Origin of the sequence: Nocardiopsis gilva YIM 90087, from assembly GCF_002263495.1 — a bacterium.
GTDB classification, from domain to species: Bacteria; Actinomycetota; Actinomycetes; order Streptosporangiales; family Streptosporangiaceae; genus Nocardiopsis_C; species Nocardiopsis_C gilva.
Window position 1 is genome coordinate 2,072,939 of record NZ_CP022753.1, and the last position, 15,178, is coordinate 2,088,116.

The window sequence follows — 15,178 nt, forward strand, 5'->3', positions numbered from 1 at the left end:
CGCTGGGCACGGTGCCGATCATGTCGCGGCGGGATGCGGGGGAACGCCATGATGGGCATATGCGTCCATATCCTCACCGCGTCCCGTGGCTGGTGATGAGGGCGCGACCCAACTGCTGTCAGCGAGGAGTACCCCAGCGACGATGAGCTACCCCTATTACGGTCCGCAGTACGGGCCGCCGCAACCCCCGCCTCCGCCGCCACCGGCCCCGCAGGCGCCGCCGGACATCCAAGGTCGGCTGCTGGGCGAGCCTTTCGCGGCGGTTGCACCCCACCTGCGGGTCTTTCTCACCGGCGACCCCAGCGCGCTGGGTACGGACAAGCTGGCGTACTCCATCAACTCGGTGCTGACGGCGCTGGTGGTCTTCCGGCCGAACCCGCACAGCATCGAGGCCGTGGTGCTGGAGAAGCGGCACGCCCACGCGTGGGGCATGACCAAGCAGGACCTGTGGTTCACCGCGCTGACGAACACCGCGGGCGAGCCCATCGACGTGCGCACCTACCAGACCAACGCCGACACGCCCGTGCACGCCGTGATGGGCATGGGCTGGCCCGGCTCCGCACACGTGATGCGGCTGACGGAGATCGCCCAGGAGCCGTTGCCCTACGGGGCCGTCGTCATGCTGCCCAACGCCAACACCATGATCTACTCCGTCCTGCGGAGCAAGCGGTCGGCGCCGATCATCCCGTTCCTCTACCAGACCTTCCAGAGCCTGGTGGGCGACGACGCCCCCTTCACCGACCAGTTCCTGTGGTGGCGGGGCGGAAAGCTCACCGCCATGTCGACCCGGCCGGATCCCGGGGGCGGCGTGCAGCTGGCGCAGACCAAGGAGTTCTCCTTCCTGCTCGACCACGAGCTCCCGGACTAGGCAGGCGGAATCCGGCCCGTGCGACGAGGGCAGGCACGTGCCGCGGCTCAGCGCACGAAGGTGCCCTCGGGCGGCTCGGGGGAGTCCTCAGCGGTGGCGTCGTACACCGGCTGCGCCCCGGCGGCGAAGCGCTCCAGCTCCTCCCCGCAGAGCAGACGGGCCATGTCCGGGTCGCGGTGGGCGCGCCGCGCCAGCTCGTCGACGGGGAGCGGGCGGTCCGAGGCGGCCAGCACCAGGTTGCCGAACCGTCGTCCGCGCAGTACGCCAGGTTCGGCGACCAGGGCGACCTCGGCGAAGACGCGCGCGGCCGTGGCGACCTGCGCTCGGACATGCCGCAGCCGCCGTCCGTCCCCGATGTTGGCGGCCACCACTGCGCCGGGGCGCAGCACGCGCGCGGCCTCGGCGTAGAACTCTACCGAGGTCATGGCGGCCGGGGTGCGCGCGCCCGCGAACACGTCGCAGACGATCAGGTCGGCGATGCCGTCCCGGCGCTGGCCCAGCCATGCGCGGGCGTCGCCGATCCCGACGCGGATCTCGGCCCGCCGGTCCCAGGGAAGTGAACTCCGGACGAGCTCGACCAGCCGGGCGTTGATGTCGACGGCGCGCTGGCGTGAACCGGGACGGGTGGCCGCGATGTAGCGGGCCAGGGTGAGCGCGCCGGCCCCGAGGTGCAGCACGTCGATCGGCTCACCGGTCGGTGCCGCGAGATCGGCCACGTGCCCCAGCCGCCGCACGTACTCGAAGTCCAGGTGGGTGGGGTCGGCGAGATCGACGTGCGACTGCGGGGTGCCGTCGACCACGAGCATCCACGCGTCGGGCCGATCGGCGTCGCGCATCAGCTCGACCTCCGGCGCCGTGACACCCGGCGTGTGCTGTGTGCCGTGCCTGCTCATCCGCCCCTGCCCACCCATCCTCGTTGTGCGGGCCGCGCGGCCCTGTGGCCATTAACGGTACGGCGGCCGTGCGGAGCGCGAGAACACCGGAGCATCCGGCGCGGAGCGGTCCGCGGGGCGGAACCCCCCGTAGGTCCCGCGGTAGAAGACGAGGGGGCCGGGGCCCGCGTCGTCGCCGAGCCGCAGCTGGTGCACGCGGGCGACCACGATGAGGTGGTCCCCGGCCACGTGCTCGGCCACGACGTCGCACTCCAGCCACGCCAGAGCGCCGGTCAGCACGGGATTGCCCCGCGGTGAGGGGATGATGTCGAGGCCGGCGAACTTGTCCCCGCCCTTCGCCGCCATCTGTCGGCACACCCCCTCCTGGTCGGCGCCGAGGACGTTGACGACCTGCCCGCACGAGGTGCGCAGCACCGGCCAGCTGGAGCTGGTGTGGGCGACGCAGAATCCCACGAGCGGCGGTTCGAGGGACACCGAGGTGAAGGAGTTGGCGGCCAGCCCGGCCGGAGCTCCGGTGGTGGGGTCCCGCCCGGTGATCGCGACGATCCCGGTGGCGAAGCGGCCGAGCGTGTCGCGCAGTCGACGGGTGTCGAAGCCACGGTCGAAACCGTCCGCGACCTCGACGGCCACAGCTCTTCCCCGGTTTCCCCCTCCGCAGTTGTCGGTCGGCACGGGCGCCGCCTTTCCGCGCTCCTGCGCACTCTGTCCTCTCCTAGCCAAGCGCTTGCTTGGTTAGTACTCTAGCTGCCATCGGAGGCCGAGTCACCCGGTCCGCCCGGATTCCTCCCGCCATGACGGGAGCACCGAGCGGAGGGGGAGAGGAGTTCCATGGCGAGGGACCGCAGGGCGCTGTCGGGGGCCGCGGCGATCGCCGGTGTCGGCTACACGCCCTTCACCCGGGATTCCGGCGTCAGCACGACGACGCTGGCCTGTAGGGCGATTCTCACCGCGCTCGCCGATGCCGGGCTCGTCGCCGACGACGTCGACGGGATCGCGACCCACCGCGTCGGCGACTCCAGCCCTCCGTGGGTGGTCGGCCCCGCCCTGGGGGTCGATGATCCGCGCTGGTACCTCGACCAGTTCGGCGGCGGCAGCGTGTCGCACGCGGTGGTCGGACAGGCCGCCATGGCCGTCGCGACCGGGATGGCGACGACGGTGGTCTGCTACCGGGCGATCAACGCGCGCTCGGAATTCCGGATGGGCGGCCAGGGACGTGCCCCGGCAGGCGCCTTCGACCTCCAGTACCAGGCCCCCTACGGACTCGTCGCCCCCGTCCAGCACTACGCGCTGGCGGCCCGCGCCCACATGTTCGCCTACGGCACCACACACGAGCACCTCGGGCACGTCGCGATCACTCAGCGGGCCAACGCCGCCCGCAACCCGCGGGCCGCCAAACGCGAGCCCATCACGATGGACGACTACCTCGCCTCGCGCTGGATCGCCGAGCCGTTCCGGCTGCTGGACTGCTGCCTGGAGACCGACGGCGCCTGCGCCGTTGTCGTGACCGCGGCCGAGCGCGCCCGCGACCTGCGCCGCCCTGCCGTGGACATCAGCGGCACGGCGTGGGGAGGCGGCCATTCGGCCTACTCCTCCGCGTCGCCCACGGGCACCGACCTCACCACGTCGTATGCCGCCCGGCTGGCTCCCCGGCTGTACGCGATGGCCGGGCTGGGGCCGCCGGACGTCGACGTGGCCGAGATCTACGACTGCTTCACCTGGACCGTGCTGGTCCAGCTGGAGGACTACGGCTTCTGCGGCAAGGGGGAGGGCGGCCCCTATGTCGCCTCCGGGGCGACCCGGCCGACCGGGGAGCTCCCGGTCAACACACACGGCGGATTCCTCTCGGAGGGCTACGTGCACGGCATCAACCACGTGGCCGAGGCCGTCCAGCAGCTGCGCGGGGAGGCGGGTGAGCGCCAGGTCCCCGGGGCCGAGGTCGCGCTCTCGACGGGTCAACCGGGTTATGTGCTGGCCGGGACGTCGGCGCTGCTGCTGACGGTGGGCCGATGACGGCGGCGGAGCGCCCGCGCCCCGCGGCCGACCGCGATTCCGCGGCGTGGTGGCGGGCGCTGCGACGCCACGAGTTCACCCTCCAGCGCTGCGACGGCTGCGGGACCCTCCGCTTCCCGGCGCGCGACCTGTGCGCCCGCTGCCGTTCCGAGGTGTGGTCGTGGACCGCCGGCTGCGGTACCGGCCGGGTCGTCAGCTGGGTCGTCACCCACCAGGTCGTCCACCCGGCCTTCGCCGACGAGGTCCCCTCCACCGTGCTCTACGTCGCCCTGGACGACGCGCCGGGGCTGTACTGCTGGGGCGGCCTGACCGGCGCGGGCCCGGACGCGCTGCGTTCGGGCCTTGCGGTGCGGGCGGTGTTCACCGATGTCGATGACGAGCTGACCCTGGTGCTGTGGCGGCCGGAGGCCGCACAGGTCGCTTAGCGCTTCTCTGGGCCCTGGGGCTCCAGCGAGGTGTCGCCGAGGGAGATGAGTAGGCGACGCAGGGCCTCCCCGAGGACGTCGCGGTCCTCGGTGGACAGGGACGACAGCAGCCGTTTCTCGTTCTCGACGTGGCTCTCCGCGACCTCGTCCACAAGGCGCAGCCCCTCGGGAGTGAGGCTGACCAGCATCGTGCGGCGGTCGTGTGGGGCCGTGTTCCGTTCGACCAGGCCCTTGCGGACGAGCCGGTCGACGCGGTTGGTGATGGCGCCGGAGGTTTTCATGGCGGCCGCGCCCAGTTCCTTGCCGGACAGGGTGTAGGGCGCGCCCGAGCGGCGCAGCGTGGCGAGCACGTCGAACTCCCACCCCTCCAGGCCGTGTTCGGCGTGCTGCTGGGCGACCGCTCGGTTGAGGAGGTTGGCCGCGCGCCAGATGCGCCCCGGGAGGGCCATGATCTCGGAGTCGAGGTCAGGGCGCTCCGCGCGCCATTGGTCGACGATCTCGTCGACGGCATCGCGCTCGGGCGTAGGTCCGGCGCCGCTCCCGTTCGCGCTCACCGCGCGCTCCGCCCCCGCTCCTGCGCCACCGGACATCCCGCGCCCTCCCTTCACCGGGGACGTGCCCCAAACATCTCAATGTTCATTTACTTGACACTAAGAGTGTACCTCAGGATGATTACTTCAACATTAAGAAGATGAATGCTGAGGTGATCCCGATGACCGTCACCGCCCGTCCCACGCAGGCGCCCTCCCCATCCCCGTCCCGCCCCTCCTCCGGGTCCCGATCCCGCGTCGTCGACGTGGCGCTCACCGCCATCGCCCCGGTCAGCTGGGGGACGACCTATGTCGTCACCACCGAGCTGCTGCCCCCCGACCGCCCCCTGCTCATCGCCGCCTTACGTGCCCTCCCGGCCGGGCTGATCCTGCTCGCCTTCACCCGGCGCCTGCCCACCGGGAACTGGTGGTGGAAGGTCGCCGTCCTTGGCACGTTGAACTTCGGCGCCTTCTTCCCGCTGCTGTTCTTCGCCGCCTACCGGCTCCCCGGCGGCGTGGCCGCGACCGTGGGTGCGGTCCTGCCCCTCGTGGTCCTCGCACTTTCCGCTCTGATCCTCGGAGCCCGGCCGACCCTGTGGTCGGTGGGCGCGGCCGTCACGGGGGTCGTCGGGGTGGGGCTGATGGTGCTGACCAGCGACGCGGCCATCGATCCGCTCGGAGTCTTGGCCCAGCTCACCGGCGTTCTGCTCATGGGAACGGCGGTCGTGCTCGGCAAACGCTGGGGCCGTCCCGACGGCGTCTCCCTCGTCACGCTCACCGGATGGCAGCTGACCGTCGGCGGGCTCGTCCTCGCCCCGATCGCCTTCGCGGTGGAGGGCGCGCCGTCCGCGCTCAGCGCGACCAACGTCGTCGGCTTCGTCTACCTCGGCCTCATCGGCACCGCTCTGGCCTACTTCGTGTGGTTCCGCGGTATCGAGCGCCTGGTCCCGGCACAGGTGAGCTTCCTCGCGCTGACCAACCCCATGACCGCGCTGATCGCCGGTTTCCTGGTTCTCGGCCAGGGGCTCAGCCCCTGGCAGCTGCTCGGCTTCCTCATCGCGCTCGGCGCGATGGTGGCCGGCCAGTGGCAGCCCCGGCAGGCGGCGGATCGGCACCTGAGCTGACGGCTCACCCCGCGGCGGCGCGGCGGCGCAGCTCCCCCTTGTCGACCTTGCCGTTGGGGTTGGTCGGCAGTGCACGCACCAGCACTACGCGGCGCGGGACCTTGTAGTTCGACATATGGTTCCGCGCCCAGGTGACGATGGCCTCCGGGGTGAGCTCCGCCCCCGCACCGGCCACCACATAGGCGTGGCCGACCTCGCCCATCCGCGCGTCGGGGACACCGACGACGGCGGCCTGGGCGACGCCCGCGTGGCGCAGCAGCAGCCGCTCGATCTCGGCTGGGTAGGCGTTGAAGCCGCCGCAGATGAACATGTCCTTCTTGCGGTCGACGATCGACAGGTTCCCGGTCGGGTCGAGCACGCCGATGTCGCCGGTGCGGAACCGCCCGGCGTCGTCGATCGCCTCGGCCGTGCGCTCCGCGTCGCCCCAGTAACCGCGCATGACGCCGTACCCGCCGATCGCGATCTCGCCCCGCCGTCCGGTCGGCAGCGGGACGCCGTCATCGTCCACGATCTCGACGCTCACCCCCGGCATCGGCCGTCCGGTGCTCGTCGCGATGACGTCCACCGCGTCGCGCTCCCGGGTCATGGACACGACCGTGCCCTCGATCAGCCCGTAGGCGTTGATCATCCGACGGACCACGCCCCGCTCCAGCAGGCGGCGGATCAGCTCGGAAGGAACCGAGGCCGCCCCGCAGATCCCCACCCGGAGGAGGGGGACGTCGCGGCGCCGCTTCGTTGACCACCCCCCGCCCTGTTCCAGAGCGGCGAGGAGCCGCTGGAACACGGTGGGAGGCCCGGCCAGCACGCTGATCCGCTCGCGCGCGATCAGCTCCATCAGCCGCGCCGGATCGAATCGCGCCTGGGGGAGCAGCGTCGCCGCCCGCATCACGCCGGCCAGCAGACCCGCGTTGACACCGAACCCGTGCGAGAACGGCGCGATCACCGGGTACCGGTCATCCTCGCCCAGCCCCACCACCGCGGACCAGTCCCAGTACCCGCGCAGCAGTTGGGCGTGGTGGATCATCACGCCCTTGGGCGCGCCGGTGGTCCCGGACGTGCCGAGGACCTCGGCCAGATCCCCTCTCAGCACCGACAGCGCCCGGTCCTCAGCGGTGTCGGCTGCGACCTGGTCGGCCCGGGCGCAGAAGGCGTCGAAGGACTCCACACCGGAACGCGCCGCCGCCGGATCCTCCGGCGTCGCGTCCATCAGCACGACCCGCCGCAGGTCGGGCAGGTCGGCGAACGCCCTCCCGGCAGCAGGGCCGCCGCTGACCTCCTCGATCAAGCGGACGAACGAGGTGTCGAGAAAGTGCTCGGTGGCGAACAGGAGCCGTGCCCCCGTGCGGCGCAGCAGGTCGGCGGCTTCGAACCCCTTGAACCGGCTCGACAGCGGCACGAGCACCGCCCCCGCGTCCCAGATCGCGAAGGCCAGCGCGGCCCATCGCGCGGAGTTGGGGCCCATCACCGCGACCCGGTCACCGGGCCGCACACCGGTGGCGATGATCGCCCGGGCGAGCCCCGAGGCCTCCCGCGCCAACCCGGCGAGGGTGCGCCGGCTGTCCGGGCCGACCAGCACCTCCGCGTCCGGGCGGGCGCGGGCCTGGGCGCGCAGCATGCGGGGATCGAGGTCCAGTCCCGGGCAGGGGTGCGATCTCGGGCGCGACGCCGTTGGGTTCATGGGTGGGGGAGGTCCGCATGGTGGTGTCCTTCCGCCTCCGCGCGGGTCCGGGCGAGGTGGTGGCCGCGGTCGTCGGCCACGGTGCCGGGGCGGCGCTCGTCGTCGATGTGGGGCTCGATCACGAGGTCGATCCGCACGGGGGTCAGCCCGGCCAGCGCCTGCTCGATGCGCCCGCGCCACATCGGGTTCTCGACGAGGGAAGCGCGGGCGAAGACGACGCGCAGCGTGGCCGTGTCGAGGGTGCCGGGGCGGCTGACGTGCAGGGTCCAGTGGGCGATGCCGTCGATGGGCGCCAGCGCCCGCTCCAGCCGGGCAAGGGAGAGCCACTGCCCGCGCACCAGCACGCGGTCGCCGACCGTGTGCTGGGGGAGGGGGATGGCGGTCGCGCCAGGGCCCGGAACGGCGACGAGCCCCGTGCGCACGGTCGTCGACGACAGCTCGGAGTGCCAGACGGGGTGGGTGGTGATCTCCGCCGCGCCGCCGGGGTAGGGCGGCGGGACCGGCCGGTCCTCGGTGAGCGGGGCCAGCCCGACCGTCCCTGCCACGGTCGGCACAAGGGTTCCCTCGACGCCGCGTGCCAGCGGGATCTGGAACCGCGGGTCCATGAGGAGATCGATGACCTCGGCGTCGAACTCCTCCGCGAGCTGGCGCCGGGCGCCCGGGACCGCGATCTCACCCGCGAGCAGGATCCGGCGGAGGCCCAGGTCGAGCGGATCGAGTCCGAACTCCAGGTGGAGCCGGGAGAGCAGGTCCATCGCGCCGGTCGTGGTGGCGACGAGGGTGGTCGCCCCGACCACCTCCAGGGCACCGTGCAGCCGCATCCGCCCCCGCGGCCCGATCGCGGCGGCGCTCGCCCCGGCGGCGACGGCGGCCTCGGTCAGCAGCGTTCCCGCCTGCGCGCCCTCATTGTTCAACGCCACGACGACACGGTCGCCCGTCCCGACCCCGGCGGCGGCCAGCGTCCGCGCGCCGACGTCCACCGCTGCGTTCCGGTCCTCCGGCCCGAGCGCGGCAACCGTACCGGTCCCGGGGGCGACCAGCAGCAGACCGGTGCCGTCGACCGAGCCGAGGACCGTGTCGTCGTCGCCGATCCAGGCGCCGTTTCCGCCATGACGTCCCTGGACGGCCGCCGCCCCCGCTTCCTCCGTCATTCCCGCCCTCCCTTTGCAACCTCGGCCGTGCGGCCTTCCCTCGTCCTTCACGGTGGGCGCCGCCGCCTACGGCCCACGTCCGATTTCCGCGCTGTCCGCGGGCGCTACTTCTTGGCGGAAGAGCTTGATCGCGTTGCACACGTGCTCGTGGCCGAGCCCGCCCACCTGGGCCTGCAAGATGAGGTCGGTGGCCCCGGCCGCGCGGACGCGCTCGACGGCCCGGCGGGAGCCCGCGACGTCGTCGATGACGACCATGTGGTGGTCGCGCAGCGTCTGGAGCGCCTCTTCGGGCGGCATTCCGGCCGCGAGCTGGCCCAGCACGCGGTGGGTGGCGTGCCGGGCGTCGTAGTAGTCGGGCGGTGTCACCAGGTTGACCTGGCGGCGGATGTACCACAGCACGGCGTCGGCGGAGGTGGCGATCGCCTCGTCGCGGGTGGGCGCCACGTGCCACGGGATCATCAGTGCCACCCGCCGGGTCGCTGGGTCGAAGCCGTGCTCGGCCAGGGTCGCCTTGTAGGCGGCGATGTCCTCGGCGACGTCGTCCAGCCCCTTGAGCATCGTCATGCCGAGCAGGTGGTAGCCGCGCCGGGCGGCGGCGCGGTAGCCGTCCAGGCTGGTGGAGGCCGCCCACACCGGCGGATGCGGGTCCTGGAGCGGGCGCGGGTGGACGGAGACGCCCGGCACGGCGAAGTACGGGTTGGCGATGGTGACCGGGGCGCCGTCGGCACCCCAGATCTCCAGCACCGCGTCCAGCGAGTCCTCCCAGATCCGCCGCGACTGCTCGAAGGGGCGGTCGAAGGCCTGGTACTCCACGGGGGACGCGCCTCGCCCGGTGCCGAACTCGACCCGGCCGCCGGACAGCACGTCCAGCGTCGCCACGCGTTCGGCCGTGCGCACGGGCGACTGGAACGGCAGGAGCACCACGCCCAGGCCGAGCCGGAGCCGCCGGGTGCGCTGTGAGATCGCCGCGAGGGTGAGGTCCGGCGCCGAGGAGTGCGAAAAGCCCCGTGTGAAGTGGTGCTCGACCATCCACACGGCCTCGTACCCGAGCTCGTCCGCCAGCTCCGCCTGGGCCACGACGGCGTCGAACGCCCGTTTCTCCACGTCCCGCGTCCGGCCGCGGACCTCGACCTCGTACCCCAGGCTGACTCGCAGCGACGGCATGCACGCCTCCGGTGGTCGGAACAACCAAGCGTTCGCTTGGTAGCGTAGCAGCGGGAGGCAGCGCCGATAAGGGGTCCCCGGGCTCCGGGTCGCATCGTCGGGGCGAAAACACGGCTGCTAGCACACGTCAGGGCCGCTAGCCTGGTTTTCCACCGCTTAAGGCCGTCGCCTTAAGCCCAGGACTTTCCCATCACTACCGAGGAGTGGCCGTGCTACTGCGGATGTCGACCCTGTTCCTGCGCACCCTGCGTGAGGACCCGGCGGACGCCGAGGTGCCGAGCCACAAGCTGCTGGTCCGCGGCGGGTACGTCCGGCGCGCCGCGCCCGGCGTCTACTCCTGGCTGCCGCTGGGCAAGATCGTGCTGGACAACGTGTCGGCCGTCGTGCGCGAGGAGATGAGCCGCATCGGCGCCCAGGAGGTGCTGCTGCCCTCGCTGCTGCCCCGCGAGTACTACGAGGCCACCGGCCGCTGGACCGAGTACGGCGACACCCTCTTCCGCCTCGTCGACCGCAAGGGCGCCGACTACCTCCTCGGCCCCACCCACGAGGAGCTGTTCACCCTGCTCGTCAAGGGCGAGTACTCCTCCTACAAGGACTTCCCGGTGATCCTCTACCAGATCCAGGAGAAGTTCCGCGACGAGGCCCGCCCCCGCGCCGGCATCCTGCGCGGCCGCGAGTTCCACATGAAGGACTCCTACTCCTTCAACCTCGACGACGAGGGGCTGCAGGCGTCCTACGACGCGCACCGCGACGCCTACATCCGCATCTTCGACCGGCTCGGCCTGAAGTACGTCGTCGTGGCCGCCACCTCCGGCGCCATGGGCGGCTCGGCCTCCGAGGAGTTCCTCGCCGAGGCCGTCACGGGTGAGGACACCTTCGTCCGCAGCACCGACTCCGGCTACGCCGCCAACGTCGAGGCCGTGCGCATCCCCGCGACGCCCGCCCTCCCCGTCGAGGGCCAGCCCGAGGCGACCGTGCACCACACCCCCGACACCCCGACCATCGAGACCCTGGTCGACTTCTTCAACACCTCCGGGCTGGTGGACGACACGGTCACCGCCGCCGACACCCTGAAGAACGTGCTCCTCAAGCTGCGCCGGCCGGGCGAGAAGGACTGGGAGATCATCGGTATCGGCCTGCCCGGCGACCGCGATGTCGACGTCAAGCGGCTGGAGGCGGCCGTCGAGCCCGCTGAGGTCGAGATGCTCGACGAGGACGACTTCGCGGCCAACCCGTTCCTGGTCAAGGGCTACGTCGGCCCCAACGCGCTGCTCGCGAACAAGCTCCGCTACCTCGTCGACCCGCGCGTCGTCGAGGGCACCCGCTGGATCACCGGAGCCGACAAGGCCGACCACCACGTGATGAACCTCGTGTGCGGACGCGACTTCACGCCGGACGGCACCATCGACGTCGCCGACGTGCGCGACGGCGACCCCTCGCCCGACGGCCACGGCACCCTCTACACCGCGCGCGGCATCGAGATCGGCCACGTGTTCCAGCTCGGCCGCAAGTACACCGACGCCTTCGAGGTCGACGCGCTCGGCCCCGACGGCAAGCCCAAGCGGGTCACCATGGGCTCCTACGGCATCGGTGTCTCGCGCGCCGTCGCCGCGATCGCCGAGCAGTCCTACGACGACAAGGGCATCATCTGGCCGCGGGAGGTCGCCCCTGCTGACGTGCACGTGGTCGGAACCGGCAAGGGCGAGCAGATCGAGGTCGCCCTGCGCATTGCCGAGGAGCTGGAGGCCAAGGGCGTCCGCGTGCTCGTCGACGACCGCAAGGGCGTCTCACCCGGCGTGAAGTTCACCGACGCCGAACTGCTCGGCATCCCCACCGCCGTGATCGTCGGCAAGGGCCTGGCCCAGGGCGTCGTGGAGCTGCGCGACCGCGCCACCGGCGAGCGAGAGGAGATCGCGCTGGACGCCGTGGTCGAGAAGGTCACCGACATCGTCACGGGCGCCTGAGCCTCGGGGTGTCCGGCGGACGTCCGCCGGACACCCCCGTTGATCTCGGGGATATCGACCGAATACTCGCTGGAACAAGGTCGATATCTCCGAGATCAACGAATGTGCCGGGGCGGGTCACTCCGCGGCGTCGGAGTCCGGCGCCTGGTCCGGGGTGAATCCGGGGAAGGGCGCGAGCTTCCCGCCCCACTGCAGGCCCCGGACGGTGGCCGACTGGAGGGATCGGGCCGCCAGTTCGCGCAGCACCGGGTCGGAGGCGGCGGCCAGCTCCAGGTAGCCCTGGGCGGTCAGCTCCTCCAGTCCTGTCGCTTGGGCGTCCAGGTCGGCGTCGTCGGTGGAATCCGGCAGGTCGTAGGAGCTCTCGGACGGGTCGGGCTCGACCTTGCGTTCCGCGAGCAGTGAGCTCAGGGCGTCGCGCTGGGCCCGGTGGGCGTCCAGGTGCTCATGCGACCGCTCCCGCCGGGCGTCGGCGCAGTGCGCGGCGATGTAGGCGTAGCCGTACACGGCGGCGTGCTCCGCGCGCAGCGCGCGCTGCAGTGCGCCGGTGTCGGTGAACTCTCGCGTTTCCTCGGGTGTGGCACTCATTCTGATTCCGGATGCTTTCGTGAGAGCAGGTGCGCGTGTCCGAGCTCACAGGCGCCGATTGAGGCGATCAGCTGGGCCAGACCGGCGTCGGAGACATCGGCCGACTGCCGACCGCGCGCCCCGGCCGCGCTCGACTCCGCCACGCGCAGGGAGGCCACCGAGACCGCCGTCTCGGCGACGGGGTCGGGTGTGGGGCTCGGTGAGCTGACGGACTCCTCGGGCTTCCCGCCCCGTTCATCCGGGCTGGGCAGCCGTTCCCGCAGGGCGGCCAGGTGGCTCTTGTGGTCGTCGAGGACCCGCCGCAGCAGGTCCACCGGCCCCTCACCGGCGGCCACCGTCGCCTCGTACCGGGCGATCATGCGCTCCTTCTCGGTGATGACCGCGCGCAGCACGTACTCGTCCGGGCTGATCTCGCTGGGATACCAGCGTCGCCCCTGGCAGGCACTGAGTCCGATGGTCGCGAGGCCCGCGATCGCACCGATGACGACCGTACGGCGGCTGACAGCCCGGGAGTCGTGGCCCAAGCCCCTCTCCTCACCCTTCTCAACGTTTGAATGTCCATCTTTCCACGGCGGGCGCGCCTTTGGCGCAACCCCGCGCGTGGCGGCCACACTGGAACCACACTGGAAAAAGCATGTCCGATCGCCATGCGGAGAGGCCTGGGGAGACGCCGACTGTGGATACCCTTGATCTCAAACCGCCGTCGTCGTGACGTGCGGACAACTTATGTCAAGAGCTGGACCGCCCCGTCCTCGCCGAGGAGCGCGGGTGGAATTCGCCGAGGAGGATCACAGATGGGGGCGCAGGCTCGCCGCGACCGTCTCGCCGAGCTGCTGGAGCCGGTCTTGGCCGACGCCGGCCTGGATCTGGAGGACGTCGAGGTCACCCCGGCGGGCAAGCGTCGTCTGCTGCGGGTCGTCGTCGACTCCGATGACGGTGTCGACCTCGACTCGGTCGGGGCCATCACCCAGGACATCACCACGACGCTCGACGCCAGCGATGTCATGGGCAAGGCCCCGTATGTGCTCGAAGTGACCTCCCCCGGTGTGGACCGGCCGCTCACTCAGCCCCGGCACTGGCGGCGCGCTCGCGGCCGCCTGGTGCAGGCCCGACTCGCCGAGGGCGGTGAGGTCCAGGGCCGTGTGATCGACGCCGACGAATCCGGCGTCACCCTGGACGTCGAGGGCCAGAGCCACCAGTACGGCTACGCTGACCTGGTACGCGGCAAGGTCCAGGTGGAATTCCGCCGCGCCGCCGACGCTGACGCGGCGGACTAGAGGGGGAGCCCCGTGGATATCGATATGAGTGTCCTGCGCAGCTTGGAGCGCGAGAAGGACATCTCGGTGGATCTCGTCGTCAAGGCGATCGAGGACGCCCTGCTGATCGCCTATCACCGCCAGGAAGGGACGGAGATCCCGGCGCGCGTCGAGCTCGACCGCACCACCGGGCACGTCACGGTGTGGGCTGCCGAGACCGACGACGAGGGAACCCTCGTCCGGGAGTACGACGCCACCCCCACTGGATTCGGACGCATCGCGACTTCCACCGCCAAGCAGGTCATCCTGCAGCGGCTGCGCGACGCCGAGGACGAGCTGACCCTCGGTGAGTTCGCCGGCCGGGAGAACGAGATCGTCTCGGGTCTGATCCAGCAGGGGAAGGACCCGCGCAACGTGCTGGTCGACCTCGGCAAGATCGAGGCCATCCTGCCGCCGCAGGAGCAGGTCCCCGGCGAGCCCTACGAGCACGGCGAGCGCCTGCGGGCCTACGTCGTGCAGGTCCGCAAGGGACACCGCGGCCCGTCCGTCACGCTGTCGCGGACCCACCCCAACCTGGTGCGCAAGCTGTTCGAGCTGGAGGTCCCGGAGATCGCCGACGGTACCGTCGAGATCGCGGCGATCGCCCGTGAGGCCGGTCACCGCACCAAGATGGCGGTGAAGTCCAACAAGGCCGGCGTCAACGCCAAGGGAGCGTGCATCGGCCCCCTCGGCAGCCGCGTGCGCAACGTCATGGCGGAGCTGCACGGCGAGAAGATCGACATCGTCGACTACTCCGACGACCCCGCCGTGTTCGTCGGCAACGCCCTGTCCCCGGCCCGCGTCAACGAGGTCGAGGTGCTCGACGCCGCGGCCAAGGTAGCCCGGGTCACCGTCCCCGACTACCAGCAGTCGCTGGCCATCGGCAAGGAGGGGCAGAACGCCCGGCTGGCCGCCCGGCTGACCGGCTGGCGTATCGACATCCGCTCGGACGCCGAGCCCGTGGAGGCCGCGACCGGCTTCACGCCGGTCGAGCCGCAGGGGGTTCCGGACGACGGAAGCGACCAGCCAACCGGACAAGCCGATGCGTCGCCGCGATAGACTAGGCGAGCGCGACCGGTCGTACCCCGTACGGATGTGCGTGGGCTGTCGGTCGCGGGCAGCCCAGTCCGACCTGGTGCGGCTGGTGGACGATGGTGGCGTGGTCACGCCCGACACCACCGGTCACCTCCCGGGCCGGGGCGCCTATCTGCACCCCGATCCCCGCTGCTGGCAATCGGCCGAGCGGAGGCGAGTGTGGCCGCGCGCCTTCCGGGCCACAGGCCGGCTGGACACCTCGCGCGCCGCCGCCTTCTTCGCCGAGGAATCGCGTTGGAGCGGGGCACGATAGACCGATAGGGTTGGAATGATCGCGTCACCGCGATGGTTGTACTCACCGTCGGGTGGCGGGTCGAGCTATGCCAGCATGCCTGGCGGGCTTTGACCCATTGTTGTGTAACGACGAGAAAGCGGGTCGAGATTGCGATGAGCGCT

At 71.6% G+C, this 15,178-nt stretch carries 16 protein-coding genes; 8 read left to right on the forward strand and 8 right to left on the reverse strand.

The window, feature by feature from the left end; translation table 11 throughout:
• Positions 1–142: 142 nt before the first annotated feature.
• Entirely contained in the window at positions 143–868 is a 726-nt protein-coding gene (locus tag CDO52_RS09590) for a hypothetical protein (protein WP_017617593.1), read from the forward strand.
• Between the two features lie 47 nt (positions 869–915).
• Here the strand turns inward: CDO52_RS09590 and CDO52_RS09595 are convergent, their stop codons facing one another.
• Together CDO52_RS09595 and CDO52_RS09600 are read right to left on the reverse strand one after the other, a co-directional pair.
• On the reverse strand, positions 916–1,761 hold the full coding sequence (locus tag CDO52_RS09595) for a spermidine synthase (protein WP_094932328.1): 846 nt from the start codon (positions 1,759–1,761) through the stop codon (positions 916–918).
• 51 nt (positions 1,762–1,812) lie between these two features.
• Complete coding sequence (locus CDO52_RS09600) at positions 1,813–2,391, reverse strand: flavin reductase family protein (RefSeq protein ID WP_094932329.1); 579 nt, start codon at positions 2,389–2,391, stop codon at positions 1,813–1,815.
• A 198-nt stretch (positions 2,392–2,589) separates the two neighbouring features.
• On the opposite strand from CDO52_RS09600, the gene CDO52_RS09605 reads away from it, so the two are divergent.
• A complete protein-coding gene (locus tag CDO52_RS09605; protein ID WP_017617596.1) occupies positions 2,590–3,771 on the forward strand; it encodes a thiolase C-terminal domain-containing protein in 1,182 nt (393 codons plus the stop codon).
• Positions 3,768–4,196, forward strand: a complete 429-nt coding sequence (locus CDO52_RS09610) for a Zn-ribbon domain-containing OB-fold protein (RefSeq protein ID WP_017617597.1) — start codon at positions 3,768–3,770, stop codon at positions 4,194–4,196. Before CDO52_RS09605 ends, CDO52_RS09610 begins: the two co-directional genes overlap by 4 nt.
• On the opposite strand, the gene CDO52_RS09615 is transcribed toward CDO52_RS09610, so the two are convergent.
• Positions 4,193–4,786, reverse strand: a complete 594-nt coding sequence (locus CDO52_RS09615; RefSeq protein ID WP_152471534.1) for a MarR family winged helix-turn-helix transcriptional regulator — start codon at positions 4,784–4,786, stop codon at positions 4,193–4,195. The two genes, CDO52_RS09610 and CDO52_RS09615, sit on opposite strands and share 4 nt — an antisense overlap.
• 101 nt (positions 4,787–4,887) lie before the next feature.
• On the opposite strand from CDO52_RS09615, the gene CDO52_RS09620 reads away from it, so the two are divergent.
• Positions 4,888–5,850 carry an EamA family transporter gene (locus tag CDO52_RS09620; protein ID WP_232524425.1) on the forward strand — a complete coding sequence of 321 codons (963 nt, stop codon included), beginning with the start codon at positions 4,888–4,890 and terminating at the stop codon, positions 5,848–5,850.
• Between the two features lie 4 nt (positions 5,851–5,854).
• On the opposite strand, the gene CDO52_RS09625 is transcribed toward CDO52_RS09620, so the two are convergent.
• The 3 genes from CDO52_RS09625 to CDO52_RS09635 form a co-directional block, all read right to left on the reverse strand.
• A complete protein-coding gene (locus CDO52_RS09625) occupies positions 5,855–7,465 on the reverse strand; it encodes an AMP-binding protein (RefSeq protein ID WP_332459813.1) in 1,611 nt (536 codons plus the stop codon).
• A 59-nt stretch (positions 7,466–7,524) separates the two neighbouring features.
• Complete coding sequence (locus CDO52_RS09630) at positions 7,525–8,679, reverse strand: phenylacetate--CoA ligase family protein (protein ID WP_017617605.1); 1,155 nt, start codon at positions 8,677–8,679, stop codon at positions 7,525–7,527.
• A gap of 66 nt (positions 8,680–8,745) precedes the next feature.
• Complete coding sequence (locus tag CDO52_RS09635) at positions 8,746–9,843, reverse strand: LLM class flavin-dependent oxidoreductase (protein WP_017617606.1); 1,098 nt, start codon at positions 9,841–9,843, stop codon at positions 8,746–8,748.
• Positions 9,844–10,052: 209 nt separating this feature from the next.
• On the opposite strand from CDO52_RS09635, the gene CDO52_RS09640 reads away from it, so the two are divergent.
• Complete coding sequence (locus tag CDO52_RS09640) at positions 10,053–11,807, forward strand: proline--tRNA ligase (RefSeq protein WP_198345840.1); 1,755 nt, start codon at positions 10,053–10,055, stop codon at positions 11,805–11,807.
• Between the two features lie 117 nt (positions 11,808–11,924).
• Here CDO52_RS09640 and CDO52_RS09645 read toward each other — a convergent pair whose 3' ends face one another.
• A complete protein-coding gene (locus CDO52_RS09645) occupies positions 11,925–12,392 on the reverse strand; it encodes a ferritin-like domain-containing protein (RefSeq protein ID WP_017617608.1) in 468 nt (155 codons plus the stop codon).
• Positions 12,389–12,916, reverse strand: coding sequence for a hypothetical protein (locus CDO52_RS09650; protein WP_017617609.1), 528 nt, complete (start codon positions 12,914–12,916; stop codon positions 12,389–12,391). Before CDO52_RS09650 ends, CDO52_RS09645 begins: the two co-directional genes overlap by 4 nt.
• 270 nt (positions 12,917–13,186) lie before the next feature.
• Between CDO52_RS09650 and rimP the strand changes: the two genes are divergently transcribed.
• The 3 genes from rimP to CDO52_RS09665 are packed head-to-tail and all read left to right on the forward strand — an operon-like array spanning position 13,187 to position 15,035.
• Positions 13,187–13,669: a ribosome maturation factor RimP gene (gene rimP, locus CDO52_RS09655; protein ID WP_017617610.1), complete on the forward strand. Its 483-nt coding sequence runs from the start codon at positions 13,187–13,189 to the stop codon at positions 13,667–13,669.
• A gap of 24 nt (positions 13,670–13,693) precedes the next feature.
• Positions 13,694–14,746 (forward strand): transcription termination factor NusA, encoded by a 1,053-nt coding sequence (gene nusA / locus CDO52_RS09660; RefSeq protein ID WP_017617611.1) that lies wholly within the window; start codon positions 13,694–13,696, stop codon positions 14,744–14,746.
• Between the two features lie 34 nt (positions 14,747–14,780).
• On the forward strand, positions 14,781–15,035 hold the full coding sequence (locus CDO52_RS09665; RefSeq protein ID WP_232524426.1) for a YlxR family protein: 255 nt from the start codon (positions 14,781–14,783) through the stop codon (positions 15,033–15,035).
• The last annotated feature ends 143 nt before the right edge of the window (positions 15,036–15,178 follow it).

What these genes read in the sequence shown, in the direction of transcription:
- CDO52_RS09590 (WP_017617593.1), top strand. Translation starts at nt 143, where the DNA reads ATGAGCTACCCCTATTACGGTCCGCAGTACGGGCCGCCGCAACCCCCG.
- CDO52_RS09595 (WP_094932328.1), bottom strand. Translation starts at nt 1,761, where the DNA reads ATGAGCAGGCACGGCACACAGCACACGCCGGGTGTCACGGCGCCGGAG.
- CDO52_RS09605 (WP_017617596.1), top strand. Translation starts at nt 2,590, where the DNA reads ATGGCGAGGGACCGCAGGGCGCTGTCGGGGGCCGCGGCGATCGCCGGT.
- CDO52_RS09610 (WP_017617597.1), top strand. Translation starts at nt 3,768, where the DNA reads ATGACGGCGGCGGAGCGCCCGCGCCCCGCGGCCGACCGCGATTCCGCG.
- CDO52_RS09615 (WP_152471534.1), bottom strand. Translation starts at nt 4,786, where the DNA reads ATGTCCGGTGGCGCAGGAGCGGGGGCGGAGCGCGCGGTGAGCGCGAAC.
- CDO52_RS09620 (WP_232524425.1), top strand. Translation starts at nt 4,888, where the DNA reads ATGAATGCTGAGGTGATCCCGATGACCGTCACCGCCCGTCCCACGCAG.
- CDO52_RS09625 (WP_332459813.1), bottom strand. Translation starts at nt 7,465, where the DNA reads ATGCTGCGCGCCCAGGCCCGCGCCCGCCCGGACGCGGAGGTGCTGGTC.
- CDO52_RS09630 (WP_017617605.1), bottom strand. Translation starts at nt 8,679, where the DNA reads ATGACGGAGGAAGCGGGGGCGGCGGCCGTCCAGGGACGTCATGGCGGA.
- CDO52_RS09635 (WP_017617606.1), bottom strand. Translation starts at nt 9,843, where the DNA reads ATGCCGTCGCTGCGAGTCAGCCTGGGGTACGAGGTCGAGGTCCGCGGC.
- CDO52_RS09645 (WP_017617608.1), bottom strand. Translation starts at nt 12,392, where the DNA reads ATGAGTGCCACACCCGAGGAAACGCGAGAGTTCACCGACACCGGCGCA.
- rimP (WP_017617610.1), top strand. Translation starts at nt 13,187, where the DNA reads ATGGGGGCGCAGGCTCGCCGCGACCGTCTCGCCGAGCTGCTGGAGCCG.
- nusA (WP_017617611.1), top strand. Translation starts at nt 13,694, where the DNA reads ATGAGTGTCCTGCGCAGCTTGGAGCGCGAGAAGGACATCTCGGTGGAT.
- CDO52_RS09665 (WP_232524426.1), top strand. Translation starts at nt 14,781, where the DNA reads ATGTGCGTGGGCTGTCGGTCGCGGGCAGCCCAGTCCGACCTGGTGCGG.